Source organism: Acinetobacter sp. UBA3461, assembly GCF_002381195.1.
In the GTDB taxonomy this organism is placed as follows: Bacteria; Pseudomonadota; Gammaproteobacteria; order Pseudomonadales; family Moraxellaceae; genus Acinetobacter; species Acinetobacter schindleri.
This window is the reverse complement of record NZ_DFRO01000003.1, coordinates 51,060-66,911: the sequence shown is the minus strand read 5'-3', so window position 1 is coordinate 66,911 and position 15,852 is coordinate 51,060. Positions and strand designations below refer to the sequence as shown.

Sequence of the window (15,852 nt, the reverse complement as noted above, 5' to 3'; positions counted from 1 at the left end):
AATTATAGCCATCTTTAAAAAATTATTTTCTGGAGCACTCCATGTCTGGCAACATCGTAAATACTACTGACGCAAACTTCGAAGCAGACGTTCTTCAATCAGACGTTCCTGTATTGGTTGACTTCTGGGCTGGCTGGTGTGCGCCATGTAAAGCAATTGCTCCTGTACTGGAAGTACTTGCTGACGAATACCAAGGTAAAGTAAAAATCGTAAAAGTTGATGTGACTTCTTGCGAAGCCACTGCAGTGAACTATAGCATTCGTAATATCCCAGCTTTATTGATGTTCAAAAATGGTGAAGTGGTTGCGACTCAAGTTGGTGCAGCACCTAAATCTAAATTAACAGCGTTCATTGAAGAAAACATTTAATCAACGCTGTTTTAAAGATAAAAATACGTGATCAGATATCGCGTATTTTTTTCGCCCAGAATAAATTGACAAACGCCTGTTTCTCTCTTATATTGCTCATTCAAGAGATCAGGAATACTAAATCCTGTCAATTTCTTACAAGACACAATACATAAGATGCCGCTCGGCAATAGAAATTGTTTTTTCACATTTCTCTTTGAAACAATCAAACAAACCTCTGAATTGTTCTTGTGCAAATTCAATTGCTGTCGTTTGAATGCTTGTATGCGGCCGAATGTTACTCCCTTTCTAACCTGTACCTCAGAACTTTGATTCTATCCGACCACCTATGAATTTAACCGAACTCAAGAAAAAACCGATTGGCGAACTCATCAAGATTGCCGAGTTTATGGGCCTAGAAGGCATGGCCCGTAACCGCAAGCAAGACATTATTTTTGCCATCTTAAAGCGCCATGCGATGAATGGTGAAGAGATTTTTGGTGATGGCGTTTTGGAAATTCTGTCAGATGGTTTTGGCTTCTTACGCTCTGCGGCAGGCTCTTATCTGGCAGGTCCCGATGACATCTATGTCAGCCCTTCCCAGATCCGTCGTTTTAACCTTCGTACAGGCGATACTATTACTGGTACCATTCGCCCACCGAAAGAAGGTGAACGTTATTTTGCACTTCTAAAAGTGAACCAGATTAACTACGACACACCTGAGAACTCTCGCAACAAGATTCTGTTTGAAAACTTAACCCCGTTATTCCCAACTGAGCAATTGGTCATGGAATTGGGTAATGGTACCACTGAAGATTTGACAGCTCGTGTAGTCGATCTGGTTGCCCCAATCGGTAAAGGTCAGCGTTCTATTATCGTTGCACCCCCGAAAGCCGGTAAAACCATGTTGCTGCAAAACATTGCACAGTCAATTGTTCGTAACAACCCTGAATGTTTCCTGATTGTACTGCTGATTGACGAACGTCCTGAAGAAGTAACGGAAATGGAACGTACGGTTCGTGGTGAAGTTATCGCTTCAACCTTTGATGAATCTCCGGCGCGTCACGTACAAGTGGCTGAAATGGTAATTGAAAAAGCCAAACGTCTGGTTGAACATAAAAAAGACGTAGTGATTCTGCTTGACTCAATTACCCGTCTGGCACGTGCGTACAACACTGTAATTCCTTCATCTGGTAAGGTATTGACAGGGGGTGTGGATGCACATGCACTTGAACGTCCAAAACGTTTCTTCGGTGCGGCTCGTAATATCGAAGAAGGCGGTTCACTGACCATTATTTCTACTGCATTGATTGAAACCGGCAGTAAAATGGATGAAGTGATCTACGAAGAATTCAAAGGTACAGGTAACCAGGAAATCACGCTTGATCGTCGCATTGCTGAGAAACGTGTATTCCCTGCAATGAACATCAAGAAATCGGGTACCCGTCGTGAAGAACGTCTGATGTCAGAAGATAATCTGCGTAAAGTCTGGATTCTGCGTAAGCTTTTGCATACCCAGGACGAACTGGCGGCAATGGAATTCCTGCTTGATCGCATGAAAGAAACCAAGACCAATGATGACTTCTTCGATCAGATGAAGCGCAAGGCATCTAACTAAGTCCTCAAAAATTATAGAAAGGTCATCTAAAACGATGACCTTTTTTATTTGGGTTGACATTGATTACACAAAGAAACAAAGTCCATGATGATTTGTAAACTTATTTGCAAGTTTATGATTAATAAAATAATGGTAAGAAAAATTGTATAAGTTTTAGAGGTTTAAATCGCCTTTACCCCATATAAGTCTTTCCTTTAATTGTTATTTTCTGTTAAAAAAACCATGAATTTCATGCGTTTTTTGCACTTTTTTGAACTTGCCCTGTAGCAATTAAAAATGCGCAGTGATAGCATATTTGCAGACCAGTTAGACTGCTCCTGCGTTGTTAGTACCTAACAAAATTAGGAATAATAAAAGCACATAACAGGCTAACGTCGGTTTTTTTTAATCTCAATTTTTAGAGAGTGATGCCATGTTATTCAAAAAAATCGCTATTGCTGCTGCAGTTGCTACTACTTTAGCTTTCGTTGGTTGTGCTAAAAAAACTGAAGATGCTGCTGCTGACGCTAACCAAGCTGCATCTGAAGCTGTAGAAGCTGCATCTGAAGCTGAAGCTGCTGCTGACGCTGCTGCTGTAGAAGCTACTTCTGAAGTTGCTGCTTCTGACGCTGCTGCTGTTGCTGAAGCTGACGCTGCTGCTGCAGTTGCTACTGACGCTGCTGCTGACGCTACTGCTGCTTCTGAAGCTGCTGCTCAATAATCTAACGATTATTCAGTACGAAAAAGAGAGCCATTGGCTCTCTTTTTTTATGCCTATAAAAATCGAAATTTCTACCGGCAATCTCTATCAAGAAAAAAAGCAGATCAATTGACCTGCTCAGTTCCCACACGCTGACGGAACTTCTGCCCCGCACGGAAGGTTACGACCCGGCGTGCAGAAATCGGAATTTCTTCACCAGTCTTCGGATTACGGCCTGGACGTTGACGCTTGTCACGCAACTCAAAATTACCGAAACCTGATAGTTTGACTTGCTCACCCGAGATTAGCGCCTGGCTAATCTCATCAAAGAACAATTCGACCATTTGTTTTGCTTCACGACGGTTTAAACTCGTGAGCTCACTTAAATGATCAGCCATCTCTGCTTTAGTTAGTGCTGTCATGAAGCCCTCAATGTCGCTTGATAAGTGTTTTCTAACACTTGCAGGATATTATCCATGCCTGATTTAATTTCAGCATCTTCCAGGGTGCGGGTTGGATGCTGCCAGAGAAGAGCAAATGCTAGAGAACGCTTGCCTTCTTCTACCCCTTGTCCAGTGTACACATCGAACAACCAGTTTGACTCCAGGAGCTCACCACCAGTCTTTTCGATAAGTCTCTGAATTTCGCTAACATTAATCTTATCACTAATTAAAAGCGCAATATCACGTCGAACCGACGGAAAACGTGATAATTCTGTAAAATTAGATACATAAGTTTGCAAAACGGCTTTTTGATCGAGTTCAGCGACCCAAGTGGTTGCTAAATCCAGCTCATCTTCAAGTGATGGATGTAAACGACCTAAATAACCAATCGACTGGCCATTAACCATAATTTCAGCAGATTGACCAGGATGCAACCATGCACGCTCTGAACGAACATATTCAACATTCAGACGAGCTGCTGCCAGAATTTCTTCCACATCACCTTTAAAGTCAAAGAAATCCATTGGCTGTGGCTTACCATGCCATGATTCATTGATACGTGAACCAGTCGCAATCAGGGCGAAAGTTGGAATCTGTTTCAGGTCATGAATCGATGCAGCATCCTGATAATCAAAACGCAGACCCAGCTCAAAGAAACGTACGCGGTTTTGCTGACGATTGACGTTATATTGCACACATGGAATCAAACTTGATAACAGGGTTGAACGCATTACCGCTAAATCACTTGAAATCGGGTTTGCCAATGCTAATGGATTTACTGCAGGGTTGAGCTGTTTTTCCAGTTTCAAGTCAGCAAAGCTAAAACTGATCGCTTCTTGATAACCCAAAGTCACCGCAGTCTGACGAAGCTGAGCCACTTCGAACTGATCCTGGTATTTTGCAAGTTTGACATCAATCACAGGCAAACTGATTTGAATATTGTCATAACCATGAATACGTGCAACTTCTTCGATCAAGTCCTGGTAGATTGCCATATCATAACGGTGTGACGGTGGTACCACAGACCATTGACCTTCTGCTTTCACAGTCACTTCACAGCCCAAACGCGTTAACGCATCGGTAATGAAGTCTGATTCAACTTTATAACCCAGAAGTTGATCTACTTGTGCCTGTTCAAGTTCAATTGCTTCACGTCTAGGCAATACTGCTGGATTTTCTGCAACTGTAATTGGACCAAACTCACCGCCTGCAAGTTCAGCAATCAGCTGAGACGCACGGTGCATTGCCATCACTGGCAATTCAAAGTCCACACCACGCTCATAACGCTGAGAAGCATCGGTATGTAAGCCGAAGCTACGCGCACGACCTGCAATGTGTAAAGGTGCAAAGAATGCAGACTCCAGGAAGATCTCAGTGGTTGCATCCGTTACAGATGAAGACAGACCACCCATGATGCCTGCAATCGCCAATGCTTTTTCATCATCTGCAATCACCATCACTTTTTCATTCAGTTCAACTTCCTGTTCATTTAACAGCACCAGCTTTTCACCGGCTGTTGCTTGACGAACGTGAACTGCACCTTGAACCTTGCCACCATCAAATGCGTGTAACGGTTGACCCAGCTCGATCAATACATAGTTGGTAATGTCGACCAAAATGCTGTGCTGACGGATACCCGAACGAGCAAGCGCACGTTCCATCCATTCAGGGGTTGGCGCTTTGGTGTTGACGTTTTTGATCACACGACCTAAGTAACGTGGACAGCCTTCAGTCGACACCACCACTTTCTTTTCATCAGCAATGGTTGCAGCCACTTCTTGAATTTCTGGCGCAGTCACTGGCAATTGGTTAATCACACCAATTTCACGTGCAATACCACGAATGCTGAAACAGTCACCACGGTTTGGCGTAATGCTGATGTCAATCACGTTGTCATCTAAGTCTAAATATTCACGAATGTTGACACCCACAGGTGCATCGTTTGGTAATTCTAAAAGACCATCAATTTTGTCTTCTAAATCAATTTCAGACGCACCACACAGCATACCTTGGGATTCGATCCCACGAAGTTTGCCCTTCTTGATTTTGAAATCGCCCGGCAAAACCGCGCCAATGGTAGCAACTGGCGCTTTCATACCTGCACGTACGTTTGGCGCACCGCACACGATTTGGAGTGGTTCACCTGAACCGATATTCACGGTAGTTACACGTAAACGGTCTGCATCCGGGTGCTGTTCAACAGTCAGAACTTCACCAACCACTACACCTGTAAATGGTTTTGCGGCAGGAGATAAATCATCGACTTCTAGACCTAACATGGTCAATTGATTAGAAAGTTTCTCGCTGTCGATGGCTGGGTTAACCCATGTGCGTAGCCAATTTTCGCTAATTTTCATTGATATAAAACCTGTAATTCAAATCTCTAGAATCCCCCCTAACTCCCCCTTTAAGAAAGGCGGAGAACCCCCACTGATTTCGTGGAGTCCCTCTCCTTTTAAAAAGGAGAGGTTAGGAGAGGATTTAATAAAAAGTTTTAAGCAAACTGGCGTAAGAAACGCACATCGTTTTGGTAGAACATACGCAAGTCGTTAATGCCATAACGCAACATTGCAAAACGCTCAACGCCTAGACCAAATGCAAAGCCTTTGTATTTGTCAGGATCAATACCAGCAGAACGTAATACATTCGGATGCACCATACCGCAACCCAGAACTTCCAACCATTTGCCACGCTCATCCATAATATCCACTTCTGCACTTGGCTCTGTGAATGGGAAATAAGATGGACGGAAACGTACTTTTAAGTCTTTTTCAAAGAATTCGTTGAGCAGATTGACCAGCAAACCTTTCAATTCAGCGAAGCTGGTATTTTCAGCAACGTATAAACCTTCGATCTGATGGAACATTGGTGAGTGGGTTTGATCCGAGTCACAACGGTATACACGACCTGGACACACGATACGGATTGGTGGTTGTTGCGTTTCCATAGTACGAATCTGCACACCAGAGGTATGCGTACGCAGCAAATGGTTTACATCAAAATAGAACGTGTCGTGCATGGCACGTGCAGGGTGATGGCCTGGAATATTTAAGGCTTCAAAGTTGTGATAGTCATCTTCAACTTCCGGGCCAGTTGCCACTGTAAAACCTGCTTTGGTAAAGAACTGGCAGATACGTTCCTGTACTTGGGTCACTGGGTGGATACTGCCCACCTGCTGGCCACGACCGGGTAATGTAATATCAATAGTTTCGCTGGCAAGCTTCTGCTCCAGCGCAGCTTTATGCAGTTCTGCCTGACGTGCTGTCAGTGCAGCTGTAATCGCTTCACGCACAGCATGGATTTTTGCACCGAATTCTTTACGTTGTTCCGGATCCATTTTACCCAGCGACTTAGATTGTTCCGCGAGCTGGCTTTTTTTCCCCGTAAATTGCACTCGTACTTGATCAAGTGCAGCAAGGTCTTGAGCTGCTGCAATCGCAGCGAGCGCTTCAGTGGTCAGGGCTTCCAGTGACATAGTAACTCTCAAAGCAACAGGTTAGAAATATTTTTAAAAAACCCCGTATTCTAACAGTTTTTAGGCACGTTGATGAAGATGGCATGTAATGAAAATTAGATTGGCAGATGTAAAAATAAAAAGTATAAAATAAACATGATATCAATTAGATCAAATCATTATGGCAATCGATCAAATTTGGAAACAGCAACTTACTTTAGTAACTTATGGAAATGAGTACCTGTCTCAGGACTTAAGTTTCAATCGCTGGCTTCAGCATTCCATCTTTAATCAGCATCAATTTGCCTTTCGTGATCTGATTTCACAGCATCTTTTAGCGCAGCATTTTCAAGTCTGGCTGGAAGGTTTGAAAAAACAGGGCGTACAACGTCTAAGCCTGCACCGCTCCACCCTGCTTGAAGATGAGCAAAATCCCAATGTAAATGTTGAACTGCTGCCATTTGAATATTTCATTGTCAGTCATGAAGCCCAGAAAAAAAATGCCTGGATTATTGGCAAGGAATTACCAGAATGGTATACCGCAGATAATGATTATGAAGCGCCTGTTACACAGCGATCTTCTCTACGTCATGAAACCTTCTGGCAATACGAACTCAACAGCAAACTGGCCAGACGTGTACTGGCAGATCTGGAACAGCCAAACTGGGATGATATCCAGGTCTTTATGGATCATGAATTATTTGATACCAGATTTGCGCAAGGTTTTGTTCAACCTGCTCAGCTTGGACAACCTTATTATGGTGTGTCTTCTACTGTGGATATAGCTATCGGTAATAGACTGGCATTATTGCCAACCGATTATACAGCTGACTTTGCCCATGACATGCTGTACCGTCTGGATGCGCTGGAAGAACTAATCGAAGCTAAAATCCAGCATCCTTATCATGAAAACGGTGAAGTGCTGACACCGGACCAACAGCTTGACCTACGCCATTTTGCGCAGAAAATCGACGATCTGAAAGCGAAGTTTATTGTCAAAATCGCGAATCACTACAAGACTGCAAAACTGAGTCCGAAAATCAGCGCTGATCCATTTGCAGGAATGACTACCGACGAGCATGTGACCAAACCATCTAAAGCACATAAGCCTCACGATGCTGCCAAATCCAATTCAGGTAACGTTATTACCCTGATTATTATTACGGTAATTATCTGTTTGATTGGTTATTATTTTGGACTTTAATGCTGTGCCAGAAAAGCGTCAATTTCTCGGGGCGATCTTAATCTGATCCAGTGGATATGCTGATATTCAGGCATATGCATCAACTTTAAATAATGCTGACGATTTTTTTGGTGGGTTTTAATCATCCACCAGATGATGGAATCACGACTCAACATCTGGCTGAAACTTTCTGTATTATTCGAGTTTGACCAAAGCGGTTGTTTGCTAATTGTCCGCTGTATGGCTCTTTTAATGGAACGATATAGATTGAGATGGAACGGTAAATCAATCCAGATCACACTGTCGATCTCAGCCCATTTGACGGGAATACTGCGGGTATAATTACCATCAATCACATAGCCATCTTTGGCCTGATCGATGGCTGCTTGAATTTTATCAAAGAACTCTTGATCCGCAGTTTCCTGCCAGTTATCCAGCCAGAATAAATTATCCAGCTCGATATAACTGAGGCCTAATTTTGTCGCTAAAGCGCGAGCAAAAGTAGATTTTCCCGAGGCAGAGGTGCCGACCACATTTATTCTACGAAAATCTCGTACTTGATCTTTCTCATTCATCAGCACTAAGTCATTTGTCATATTTTAAATAGCTTATACTTTTTCATCAGACAAAAAAAAAGACCGCTAAAAGCGATCTTTTTTCTAAGTCATAAAGACTTATGCAGCCAATGCATCTTTAGCTTTAGAAGCTAGAGCTGCAAACGCAACTGCGTCATGCATAGCGATGTCAGCAAGTACGCGACGGTCGATAATCACTTGAGCTTTTTTCAAGCCAGCGATCATACGGCTGTACGACAAACCATTTTGACGAGCACCAGCGTTGATACGCGCAATCCATAGAGCACGGAATTGACGTTTCTTCTGACGACGGTCACGGTAAGCATATTGACCAGCTTTGATTACCGCCTGGAACGCTACGCGGTAAACGCGTGAACGAGCACCATAGTAACCTTTAGCGCGAGCAAGAATTTTTTTGTGACGGCGATGAGCCTGTACACCACGTTTTACACGAGCCATTTATAATCTCCTTAGATGTACGGGCACATACGACGAACTGAAGCAACGTCACTTACGTGAACCATTACACAGCCGCGCAATTGACGAATACGCTTAGCAGATTTTTTGGTCAAAATGTGGCGTTTGAACGCTTGTTTACGCTTAAAACCGTTAGCAGTCGCTTTGAAGCGTTTAGCTGCACCACGGCGAGTTTTCATCTTAGGCATAACAACCTCTTTTGAACACCTGTTCGGCACGTCTGCACCATTGCAAAGACGCCCTGCAGGTAAGGGAGCCGATATTCTAAAGCATCTTTGTTTAAAACAAAAGCAGTATTAAAAGTAAAATATAGATGACAGGTACTTAATCCTATTTCCCATAAATATTGCGCGATGAAATATCAAGCTGACTAATCCAAGTTTTTATAATTCACGAATCTTTCTCACAAAAAAACTTCTGACTCCTGCAGCAATACATGTATAGCTTGGCTTCATTATGATTTTTTAATTATCACCTTCAATATTCATAAGGCAGAAAAATAAATTATTTTGAATGAGATACTTGCCAGTATTGCCAATTCAGGAAATACTGCGCTTCAAAATTGAACATCCTCTTTGCTTGATTCAAGACCGAAACTTATGAAACGTATTCTGTGTATGACCCTGTTGTTGAGCTTCCCTTTTGCAGCAAGCTATAGCGCATCAACAAAAAAAGCACCGCAATTGCCCACACAGACCATTGATGTGCAGCCAACACATTTGACGACACGCATTGAGTGGACCAAGTTTCCCAAACCAAAATATAGCAATGAAGATTTAAAAGGTCAGGACCGTTCTGCGGTGGTACGTATCTATGCCAACGAGCAGGGGCATATCAAACAGGCTGCCATTCAGGACAGTACCGGTTACCAGCAGCTGGATCAGCTACTACTTAATGCCGTGAAATCTGCTGAAGTTAGACCACATATTGAAAATAAAACAGCACTACCGATCATTGGCTATCAGGTGTTTAACCTGAAACTGACTGACCAGGATCAGGAATTTTGCGAATACAGTTTCAACTCTAAAAATTGGCAAGCACAACAGCAGCATCAAAAAACTAAATTCCAGTATGTAAACCAAACTGAGTTAAACGTTGATACAGATTTACTGAATGAACATGACCGAACAGTAGAGTTTCAGATCAAAGCCAATCGCAAAGGCGAGATTAAAAAGGTCAATATCAAAAAAGGTTCAGGCATTTATCAATTAGATCAGCAAGTAACAAATGCCTTAAAAGGTACACAAATCAGTACTAAACGCCGTGCAAGTACCCTATGGTTGTATAAACCATCCAGCTTTAAGGATGAAATTCAGTTTAAACTGAATGAATGTAAATAAACCCAAAGAGGCTTCAAGCCTCTTTTTTTAAATCATGCTATAAACCATGTAAATAAACAGATAACGTCCGATTTTCGCAATACTCACGATCAGTAAGAATCGAGCAAAGTTTTCCTTAAGCAATCCTGCAATTAAGGTAATTGGATCACCAAGCATGGGCACCCAACTCAGCAACAAGGTCCAATAACCGTATTTCTGGTAGCTCCTTTGCGCTTTTTGCATCTGCTGTTCAGAGGCTGGAAACCACTTCCGGCCTTTATACTGCTCAATTCTTAGACCTAAATACCAATTCACGCAAGAGCCGAGAATGTTCCCTACACTGGCAACAGCGATCAAAGTAAATGCTGAATAGCTACTATTGACCAGTAATCCTAACAATACCGCTTCTGACTGCAAAGGCAATAAAGTTGCCGCGCCAAAGGCAGAAAAAAACAGAATCAGTAATGCCATCTAAGTGATCCGACTGTTTAGCGTGTCAGTCTTAACTGTCTTTTAGCTTTCAGATATTCCATATTTGACCAGAAAAGAGCGAGTATGATTGCAAAGATACGAGACCATTTATATTTGGTTGCCAAGGGCAAAATTGCCTCAGCCAATACATTCTGATCCTTGGTATTCAGCTCATTAATAACCAGCTGAATATGCACAATCTCAGCCACAAACAAGGCTAAACAGGCAGCCAGACCGAAGATAATGCTCCAGTAAATTCGAGGATTGGTTTCCACAATTCGAGTGAAGTTCAGGAAAAATGCTTTCATGCTCATATCCAATAAAAAACCACCTGAATCGGTGGTTTTAATAACTTTTGTACATCTTAACATAACAATCGCAGATTAACTGACCTGAATCGCTAATGCTTTTTGCACCGCAGGACGTGCCTGCATACGCTCAATATAACGACTGATTTCAGGATAATCCGTCAGATCAATACCTTGCCATTCATAACGAAGTAACCAAGGGAAAATCGCCATATCAGCAATTGAATATTCGCCAGTGACATAGTCCTGACCAATCAATTGTTTATCCAGCACACCATACAAGCGCTTGGTCTCATTCACATAGCGCTCTGTTGCATAAGGAATCCGCTCTGGAGCAAAACGACTAAAATGATGGTTCTGTCCCAGCATCGGGCCCAGTCCACCCATTTGCCACATCAACCATTGCTCCACCTGAATCCGCTTAATTTCATCGTTCGGATAAAACAGTCCGGTTTTACGTCCCAAATACTGCAAGATGGCACCGGATTCAAAGATTGAAATCGATCGATGATCTGGTCCATCCTGATCGACAATAGCTGGAATTTTATTGTTCGGTGAGATTGCCAGAAAGTCTGGCTGAAACTGGTCATTTTCCAGAATATTGACTGGAAGGATCCGATAAGGCAGCCCCATTTCTTCTAATGCGATTGTAATCTTATGACCGTTGGGTGTACCCCAATAATATACATCAATCATTCGTGCCTATACTCCATACACCTTTATTATGGTGTTCCAACAAAATAATGGATCTGGTCAAAAACAACAAGCAATGCTTAATAAAATAATTTTTAATTTAATTTCAGTAAATTAATATAATTTTCTTAAAAATTTCACTGAATTTTCTTGAAAATTTCCGGTCTGAACACATATTTATTTCTGCATAAGGATGGTCCATGCATCTTTTGCCCTGTCGATGATCATCATGACAGAAATGTTTTCTTATTTTTAAAACTTTGCTGACCTCAGGAGGTTCTAATAATGAGTAATATCAATCTTCATCCATTATTCCGCCGCAGCATTGGCTTTGATCGCCTCAATGATTTCATTGATTATGCCATGCAAAGCGATGCGCCAAATTATCCACCATACAATATCGAAAAACATGGTGAAAACCGTTACCGCATTGTCGTAGCCACCGCCGGTTTTAACCAGGAAGAGTTGAGTATTTCTCTTGAAAATCGCTTGCTGACAATTTCTGGAAAACCTGAAGCTGTTCAGATTGAAGGTACTGAGTATCTACATAAAGGTATAGCCCGTCGTGCCTTCAAACTATCACTGCGTTTAGACGAACACATTGAAGTACAGCAGGCAGATTATGCTAACGGTCTACTCGTAATTGACCTGCAGCGTGTAATTCCGGAAGAAAAACTACCAAGACAAATTCCGATTGGCAAAAAGTTATTGCTAGAAAATCCGGAAGAAGTCACTGAAAAAACCGTCAATGCGGAATAAGCATATATAAAATGTTCTAAAAAGGCCCTTCGGGGCCTTTTTTTATTTTTAGGCCGGTCTGGATTGTGGAGTTAATAACAGACTTTTTAACTGCTGAACGCTATGAATCAGGTAATGTGGCTGATGAGCCACCAATGCAGATTCACTATTAAAACCCCAAGTCACGGCAGCGACAATAATCCCATTCTGATGAGCTGATTCTATATCAATGATCTGGTCACCAATATAGATAACCTGTTCTGGATGCAATTTGGATTGCTGCACGATTTTTCTAATCTGTTTGGCTTTGCTATAAATTGAAGCATTGCTTTCGACCCACTCAAATAGCTGAAACAGTTCAGCACCTAAATACTTTCGGCAATTATTCGGAGTATTTGAGGTGACAATTGCCAGGCGAACTCCCTGCTGTTTGAGATGGTGAAGCAGATCCGTAATGCCTTCAAATAATTCTGGAGTCTTGCCACTACGACGCATTTCCCGTTTACAGTCATACATTAAGCGAAAGGTCTGAAATATTGACAGATTGAGTGCCTGACGGATCTGTCGTGGTGGTAAAGCTCTTAAATGCTCGACCTGATCTTTATACATCAATGCATAGCGATATTTACCAGCAAAGCAATTCAGCAACTCGATAAACTGTTCAAAGGAATCAACCAGAGTACCATCTATATCAAAAATGACCAGTTGATACGGTACAACGCGATTATTTAAAAAAGCCATAAGCCAGTCATCCAGCAATTTATGCCAAGTTTAAAAAATATATCTTTTCTCTACTCATATTCACTCATATTTGTAATGTTTATAACTGTAATCCTGATCAAAATTATTTCAACACAAATAATGTGCGGCATAGTTGAGTTATTTTTTAGGCTTTAAACTGATAGCAGAAACTAGATTGTCTATTTTATGGCTATAAAATAAAAAAGCCCTGCAAGTGCAGGGCTTTTTTCGCTCAATGAGTGCTTACTTTTTCTTTTTAGGACCAAGCAACATACCCATTTGACGGCCTTCCATTTTTGGAGACTGTTCAACTACACCAATTTCCGCTACATCAGCTTCAATTTTTTGTAATTGAGCCAGACCCAACTGTTGGTGAGCCATCTCACGACCACGGAAACGAAGCGTGATTTTTACCTTGTTGCCTTCTTCAAGGAACTTGATAATTGCACGCAGTTTTACGTTGTAATCACCTACATCAGTACCAGGGCGTAGCTTGATTTCTTTCACCTGTACTTGATGTTGTTTTTTCTTCGCTTCTTTCTGCTTTTGTTTAAGATCAAACAAATGCTTGTTAAAGTCCATGATTTTACAAACAGGTGGCTCAGCATTTGCTACGATCTCTACAAGATCAAGCTCTACGCTTTCTGCTGCACGTAAAGCTTCAGTTAAGCTTACGATACCTTTTTGCTCACCATTTTCGTCTACAAGACGGACTTCTTTCGCACGAATTTCATCATTCAACGCAGGACGGTTTGATTTGTTACCGCCCTGTTGATTACGGTCAGGCTGTTTAATCGCTGTTACTCCACAATGTACCGGCCGCGTTCGGCAACGGCTGTTTTTACCAGATCAACGAAAGCATCGATTGACATGGTACCCAAATTTGTTCCTGAGCGTGTACGGACATTTACCGTACCTTCCTCTACTTCACGGTCCCCAAGTACCAGTAAGTAAGGAATACGCTCTAAAGTACGTTCACGAATCTTAAAGCCGATTTTCTCATTTCTCAAGTCGGAAATCGCGCGGATACCGCTTTCTTTAAGTTTTGCGACGACTGACTCACAAGCCTCGGCTTGAGAATCGGTAATATTCATGACACACGCCTGAATTGGTGATAACCAAGGTGGCATAAAGCCTGCGTAGTGTTCAATAAGTATACCAATAAAACGCTCGAAACTGCCAAGAATTGCACGGTGCAACATTACTGGCTGATCACGATCGTTGTCTTCGGTCACGTAAGATGCATCTAGACGTTCTGGAAGGTTGAAGTCACATTGAATGGTACCGCATTGCCATACACGGCCCAAGCAGTCTTTCAATGAGAATTCAATCTTCGGACCGTAGAACGCACCCTCACCTGGCTGCAATTCCCACTCCAGACCAGCAGCATCTAAGGCATCCGCCAAAGATTTTTCTGCCATATCCCAAAGTGTATCATCACCAACACGTTTTTCAGGACGAGTTGACAACTTCATTTGTACTTCTTCGAAGCCAAAATCTTTGTATACATCCAGTGTCAATTTGATAAAGTCTGCAACTTCAGTACCGATTTGTTCTTTGGTACAGAAAATATGTGCATCATCTTGAGTAAAGCCGCGAACACGCATAATCCCATGTAAAGAACCTGATGGTTCATTACGGTGACATGACCCGAATTCTGCCAGACGTACCGGAAGATCACGGTATGATTTCAAGCCCTGGTTGAACACTTGTACGTGACAAGGACAGTTCATTGGCTTCACCGCATAGTTACGGTTTTCAGAATGCGTCGTGAACATGTTGTCTGCATAGTTGGCAGCATGGCCTGATTTTTCCCACAACGTGAAATCAACCACCTGTGGTGTGCGGATTTCTTCGTAGCCATTGTCCTGCTGAACTTTACGCATGTACTGTTCAAGAACCTGGTAAATGGTCCAGCCATTCGGATGCCAGAACACCATACCCGGTGCTTCTTCCTGCATATGGAACAAGTCTAGCGCTTTACCGATTTTACGGTGATCACGTTTTTCTGCTTCTTCAATACGTTTGATATAAGCTGCTAACTGCTTCTTGTCTGCCCAAGCTGTACCGTAAATACGTTGCAGCTGTTCGTTCTTCGCATCACCGCGCCAGTAAGCACCCGAGATTTTAGTCAGCTTGAACGATTTTAAGAATTTAGTATTTGGAACGTGCGGACCACGGCACATATCCAGATAGTCTTGATGGTAATACAAGCCCATTTGTGTTTCTTCAGGCATGTCTTCGATCAGACGGAGTTTGTATTCTTCGCCACGCGCAGTGAATTCTTTGATTACTTCATCACGTGGTGTCATTTTTTTGATGACATCGTAGTCTTGATCGATGAGCTTTTTCATACGCTCTTCAATCGCTGCCATATCGTCTAGAGTAAATGGACGTGGCATCCAGATGTCATAGTAGAAACCTTCTTCAATGACTGGACCAATTACCATTTTTGCTTCTGGGAACAATTGCTTAACAGCATGACCCACTAGGTGTGCGCAAGAGTGACGAATGATATGAACACCATCTTCGTCTTTCGGCGTAATAATCTGTAAGGTTGCGTCTTCAGTAATAAGATCACAAGCGTCTACTAAACGATCGTTCACACGACCTGCAACAGTATTTTTTGCTAGACCAGGACCGATGCTTTGAGCAACTTCCATCACAGATACGGCTTGATCAAACTGTTTTTGATCGCCATTTGGCAAAGTGATAATTGGCATATGAAATCCTTAAGGAGTGATGCCCCGTACAATGGAGCATGTCACCGCGAGATTATGATCGAGGAGAACCTCAAAAGATAAAA

The 15,852-nt window shown here is 42.3% G+C and carries 18 protein-coding genes; 6 read left to right on the top strand and 12 right to left on the bottom strand.

Annotated features, from left to right (window positions below):
- Positions 1-41: 41 nt before the first annotated feature.
- The 3 genes from trxA to B3D47_RS00820 all read left to right on the top strand — a co-directional run bounded on the left by trxA (position 42) and on the right by B3D47_RS00820 (position 2,665).
- Positions 42-368, top strand: a complete 327-nt coding sequence (gene trxA / locus B3D47_RS00830) for a thioredoxin (protein ID WP_004812997.1) — start codon at positions 42-44, stop codon at positions 366-368.
- A 328-nt stretch (positions 369-696) separates the two neighbouring features.
- Positions 697-1,965, top strand: coding sequence for a transcription termination factor Rho (gene rho / locus B3D47_RS00825; RefSeq protein ID WP_004812998.1), 1,269 nt, complete (start codon positions 697-699; stop codon positions 1,963-1,965).
- A 412-nt stretch (positions 1,966-2,377) separates the two neighbouring features.
- Positions 2,378-2,665 (top strand): hypothetical protein, encoded by a 288-nt coding sequence (locus B3D47_RS00820; protein ID WP_004813000.1) that lies wholly within the window; start codon positions 2,378-2,380, stop codon positions 2,663-2,665.
- A 104-nt stretch (positions 2,666-2,769) separates the two neighbouring features.
- On the opposite strand, the gene B3D47_RS00815 is transcribed toward B3D47_RS00820, so the two are convergent.
- From B3D47_RS00815 to pheS, 3 genes are all read right to left on the bottom strand, one after another.
- Entirely contained in the window at positions 2,770-3,066 is a 297-nt protein-coding gene (locus B3D47_RS00815) for an integration host factor subunit alpha (protein ID WP_004813003.1), read from the bottom strand.
- Positions 3,063-5,444: a phenylalanine--tRNA ligase subunit beta gene (pheT, locus tag B3D47_RS00810; RefSeq protein ID WP_163172059.1), complete on the bottom strand. Its 2,382-nt coding sequence runs from the start codon at positions 5,442-5,444 to the stop codon at positions 3,063-3,065. The genes B3D47_RS00815 and pheT overlap by 4 nt, the downstream gene beginning before the upstream one ends.
- Positions 5,445-5,581: 137 nt before the next feature.
- Positions 5,582-6,562, bottom strand: coding sequence for a phenylalanine--tRNA ligase subunit alpha (gene pheS, locus B3D47_RS00805; protein ID WP_004813006.1), 981 nt, complete (start codon positions 6,560-6,562; stop codon positions 5,582-5,584).
- Between the two features lie 160 nt (positions 6,563-6,722).
- On the opposite strand from pheS, the gene B3D47_RS00800 reads away from it, so the two are divergent.
- Positions 6,723-7,745, top strand: coding sequence for a hypothetical protein (locus B3D47_RS00800; RefSeq protein WP_163172061.1), 1,023 nt, complete (start codon positions 6,723-6,725; stop codon positions 7,743-7,745).
- On the opposite strand, the gene B3D47_RS00795 is transcribed toward B3D47_RS00800, so the two are convergent.
- From B3D47_RS00795 to rpmI, 3 genes are all read right to left on the bottom strand, one after another.
- Entirely contained in the window at positions 7,742-8,320 is a 579-nt protein-coding gene (locus B3D47_RS00795; RefSeq protein WP_286859441.1) for an adenylate kinase, read from the bottom strand. The two genes, B3D47_RS00800 and B3D47_RS00795, sit on opposite strands and share 4 nt — an antisense overlap.
- Positions 8,321-8,398: 78 nt before the next feature.
- Positions 8,399-8,758, bottom strand: coding sequence for a 50S ribosomal protein L20 (gene rplT, locus B3D47_RS00790; protein WP_004647525.1), 360 nt, complete (start codon positions 8,756-8,758; stop codon positions 8,399-8,401).
- Between the two features lie 11 nt (positions 8,759-8,769).
- Positions 8,770-8,964 carry a 50S ribosomal protein L35 gene (rpmI, locus tag B3D47_RS00785; RefSeq protein ID WP_004278281.1) on the bottom strand — a complete coding sequence of 65 codons (195 nt, stop codon included), beginning with the start codon at positions 8,962-8,964 and terminating at the stop codon, positions 8,770-8,772.
- A 411-nt stretch (positions 8,965-9,375) separates the two neighbouring features.
- Between rpmI and B3D47_RS00780 the strand changes: the two genes are divergently transcribed.
- Positions 9,376-10,116 carry a TonB family protein gene (locus tag B3D47_RS00780; RefSeq protein ID WP_286859439.1) on the top strand — a complete coding sequence of 247 codons (741 nt, stop codon included), beginning with the start codon at positions 9,376-9,378 and terminating at the stop codon, positions 10,114-10,116.
- A gap of 27 nt (positions 10,117-10,143) precedes the next feature.
- On the opposite strand, the gene B3D47_RS00775 is transcribed toward B3D47_RS00780, so the two are convergent.
- The 3 genes from B3D47_RS00775 to B3D47_RS00765 all read right to left on the bottom strand — a co-directional run bounded on the left by B3D47_RS00775 (position 10,144) and on the right by B3D47_RS00765 (position 11,570).
- Positions 10,144-10,566 carry a YqaA family protein gene (locus B3D47_RS00775; RefSeq protein ID WP_286859437.1) on the bottom strand — a complete coding sequence of 141 codons (423 nt, stop codon included), beginning with the start codon at positions 10,564-10,566 and terminating at the stop codon, positions 10,144-10,146.
- 17 nt (positions 10,567-10,583) lie between these two features.
- Complete coding sequence (locus tag B3D47_RS00770) at positions 10,584-10,874, bottom strand: hypothetical protein (protein ID WP_048881470.1); 291 nt, start codon at positions 10,872-10,874, stop codon at positions 10,584-10,586.
- Between the two features lie 75 nt (positions 10,875-10,949).
- On the bottom strand, positions 10,950-11,570 hold the full coding sequence (locus B3D47_RS00765) for a glutathione S-transferase N-terminal domain-containing protein (RefSeq protein ID WP_286859435.1): 621 nt from the start codon (positions 11,568-11,570) through the stop codon (positions 10,950-10,952).
- 282 nt (positions 11,571-11,852) lie between these two features.
- Between B3D47_RS00765 and B3D47_RS00760 the strand changes: the two genes are divergently transcribed.
- A complete protein-coding gene (locus tag B3D47_RS00760) occupies positions 11,853-12,326 on the top strand; it encodes an Hsp20 family protein (RefSeq protein ID WP_004889904.1) in 474 nt (157 codons plus the stop codon).
- A 48-nt stretch (positions 12,327-12,374) separates the two neighbouring features.
- Here the strand turns inward: B3D47_RS00760 and B3D47_RS00755 are convergent, their stop codons facing one another.
- From B3D47_RS00755 to thrS, 3 genes are all read right to left on the bottom strand, one after another.
- Positions 12,375-13,046, bottom strand: coding sequence for an HAD hydrolase-like protein (locus B3D47_RS00755; RefSeq protein ID WP_286859433.1), 672 nt, complete (start codon positions 13,044-13,046; stop codon positions 12,375-12,377).
- A 243-nt stretch (positions 13,047-13,289) separates the two neighbouring features.
- Positions 13,290-13,787, bottom strand: coding sequence for a translation initiation factor IF-3 (gene infC / locus B3D47_RS00750; RefSeq protein WP_004889910.1), 498 nt, complete (start codon positions 13,785-13,787; stop codon positions 13,290-13,292).
- A gap of 59 nt (positions 13,788-13,846) precedes the next feature.
- Positions 13,847-15,769: a threonine--tRNA ligase gene (gene thrS / locus B3D47_RS00745; RefSeq protein ID WP_008303473.1), complete on the bottom strand. Its 1,923-nt coding sequence runs from the start codon at positions 15,767-15,769 to the stop codon at positions 13,847-13,849.
- Between the last annotated feature and the right edge of the window lie 83 nt (positions 15,770-15,852).

Excerpts from the sequence above, each read along its gene's own strand:
- trxA (WP_004812997.1), top strand. The coding sequence starts at position 42 with ATGTCTGGCAACATCGTAAATACTACTGACGCAAACTTCGAAGCAGAC.
- rho (WP_004812998.1), top strand. The coding sequence starts at position 697 with ATGAATTTAACCGAACTCAAGAAAAAACCGATTGGCGAACTCATCAAG.
- B3D47_RS00820 (WP_004813000.1), top strand. The coding sequence starts at position 2,378 with ATGTTATTCAAAAAAATCGCTATTGCTGCTGCAGTTGCTACTACTTTA.
- B3D47_RS00815 (WP_004813003.1), bottom strand. The coding sequence starts at position 3,066 with ATGACAGCACTAACTAAAGCAGAGATGGCTGATCATTTAAGTGAGCTC.
- pheT (WP_163172059.1), bottom strand. The coding sequence starts at position 5,444 with ATGAAAATTAGCGAAAATTGGCTACGCACATGGGTTAACCCAGCCATC.
- pheS (WP_004813006.1), bottom strand. The coding sequence starts at position 6,562 with ATGTCACTGGAAGCCCTGACCACTGAAGCGCTCGCTGCGATTGCAGCA.
- B3D47_RS00800 (WP_163172061.1), top strand. The coding sequence starts at position 6,723 with ATGGCAATCGATCAAATTTGGAAACAGCAACTTACTTTAGTAACTTAT.
- B3D47_RS00795 (WP_286859441.1), bottom strand. The coding sequence starts at position 8,320 with ATGACAAATGACTTAGTGCTGATGAATGAGAAAGATCAAGTACGAGAT.
- rplT (WP_004647525.1), bottom strand. The coding sequence starts at position 8,758 with ATGGCTCGTGTAAAACGTGGTGTACAGGCTCATCGCCGTCACAAAAAA.
- rpmI (WP_004278281.1), bottom strand. The coding sequence starts at position 8,964 with ATGCCTAAGATGAAAACTCGCCGTGGTGCAGCTAAACGCTTCAAAGCG.
- B3D47_RS00780 (WP_286859439.1), top strand. The coding sequence starts at position 9,376 with ATGAAACGTATTCTGTGTATGACCCTGTTGTTGAGCTTCCCTTTTGCA.
- B3D47_RS00775 (WP_286859437.1), bottom strand. The coding sequence starts at position 10,566 with ATGGCATTACTGATTCTGTTTTTTTCTGCCTTTGGCGCGGCAACTTTA.
- B3D47_RS00770 (WP_048881470.1), bottom strand. The coding sequence starts at position 10,874 with ATGAAAGCATTTTTCCTGAACTTCACTCGAATTGTGGAAACCAATCCT.
- B3D47_RS00765 (WP_286859435.1), bottom strand. The coding sequence starts at position 11,570 with ATGATTGATGTATATTATTGGGGTACACCCAACGGTCATAAGATTACA.
- B3D47_RS00760 (WP_004889904.1), top strand. The coding sequence starts at position 11,853 with ATGAGTAATATCAATCTTCATCCATTATTCCGCCGCAGCATTGGCTTT.
- B3D47_RS00755 (WP_286859433.1), bottom strand. The coding sequence starts at position 13,046 with ATGGCTTTTTTAAATAATCGCGTTGTACCGTATCAACTGGTCATTTTT.
- thrS (WP_008303473.1), bottom strand. The coding sequence starts at position 15,769 with ATGCCAATTATCACTTTGCCAAATGGCGATCAAAAACAGTTTGATCAA.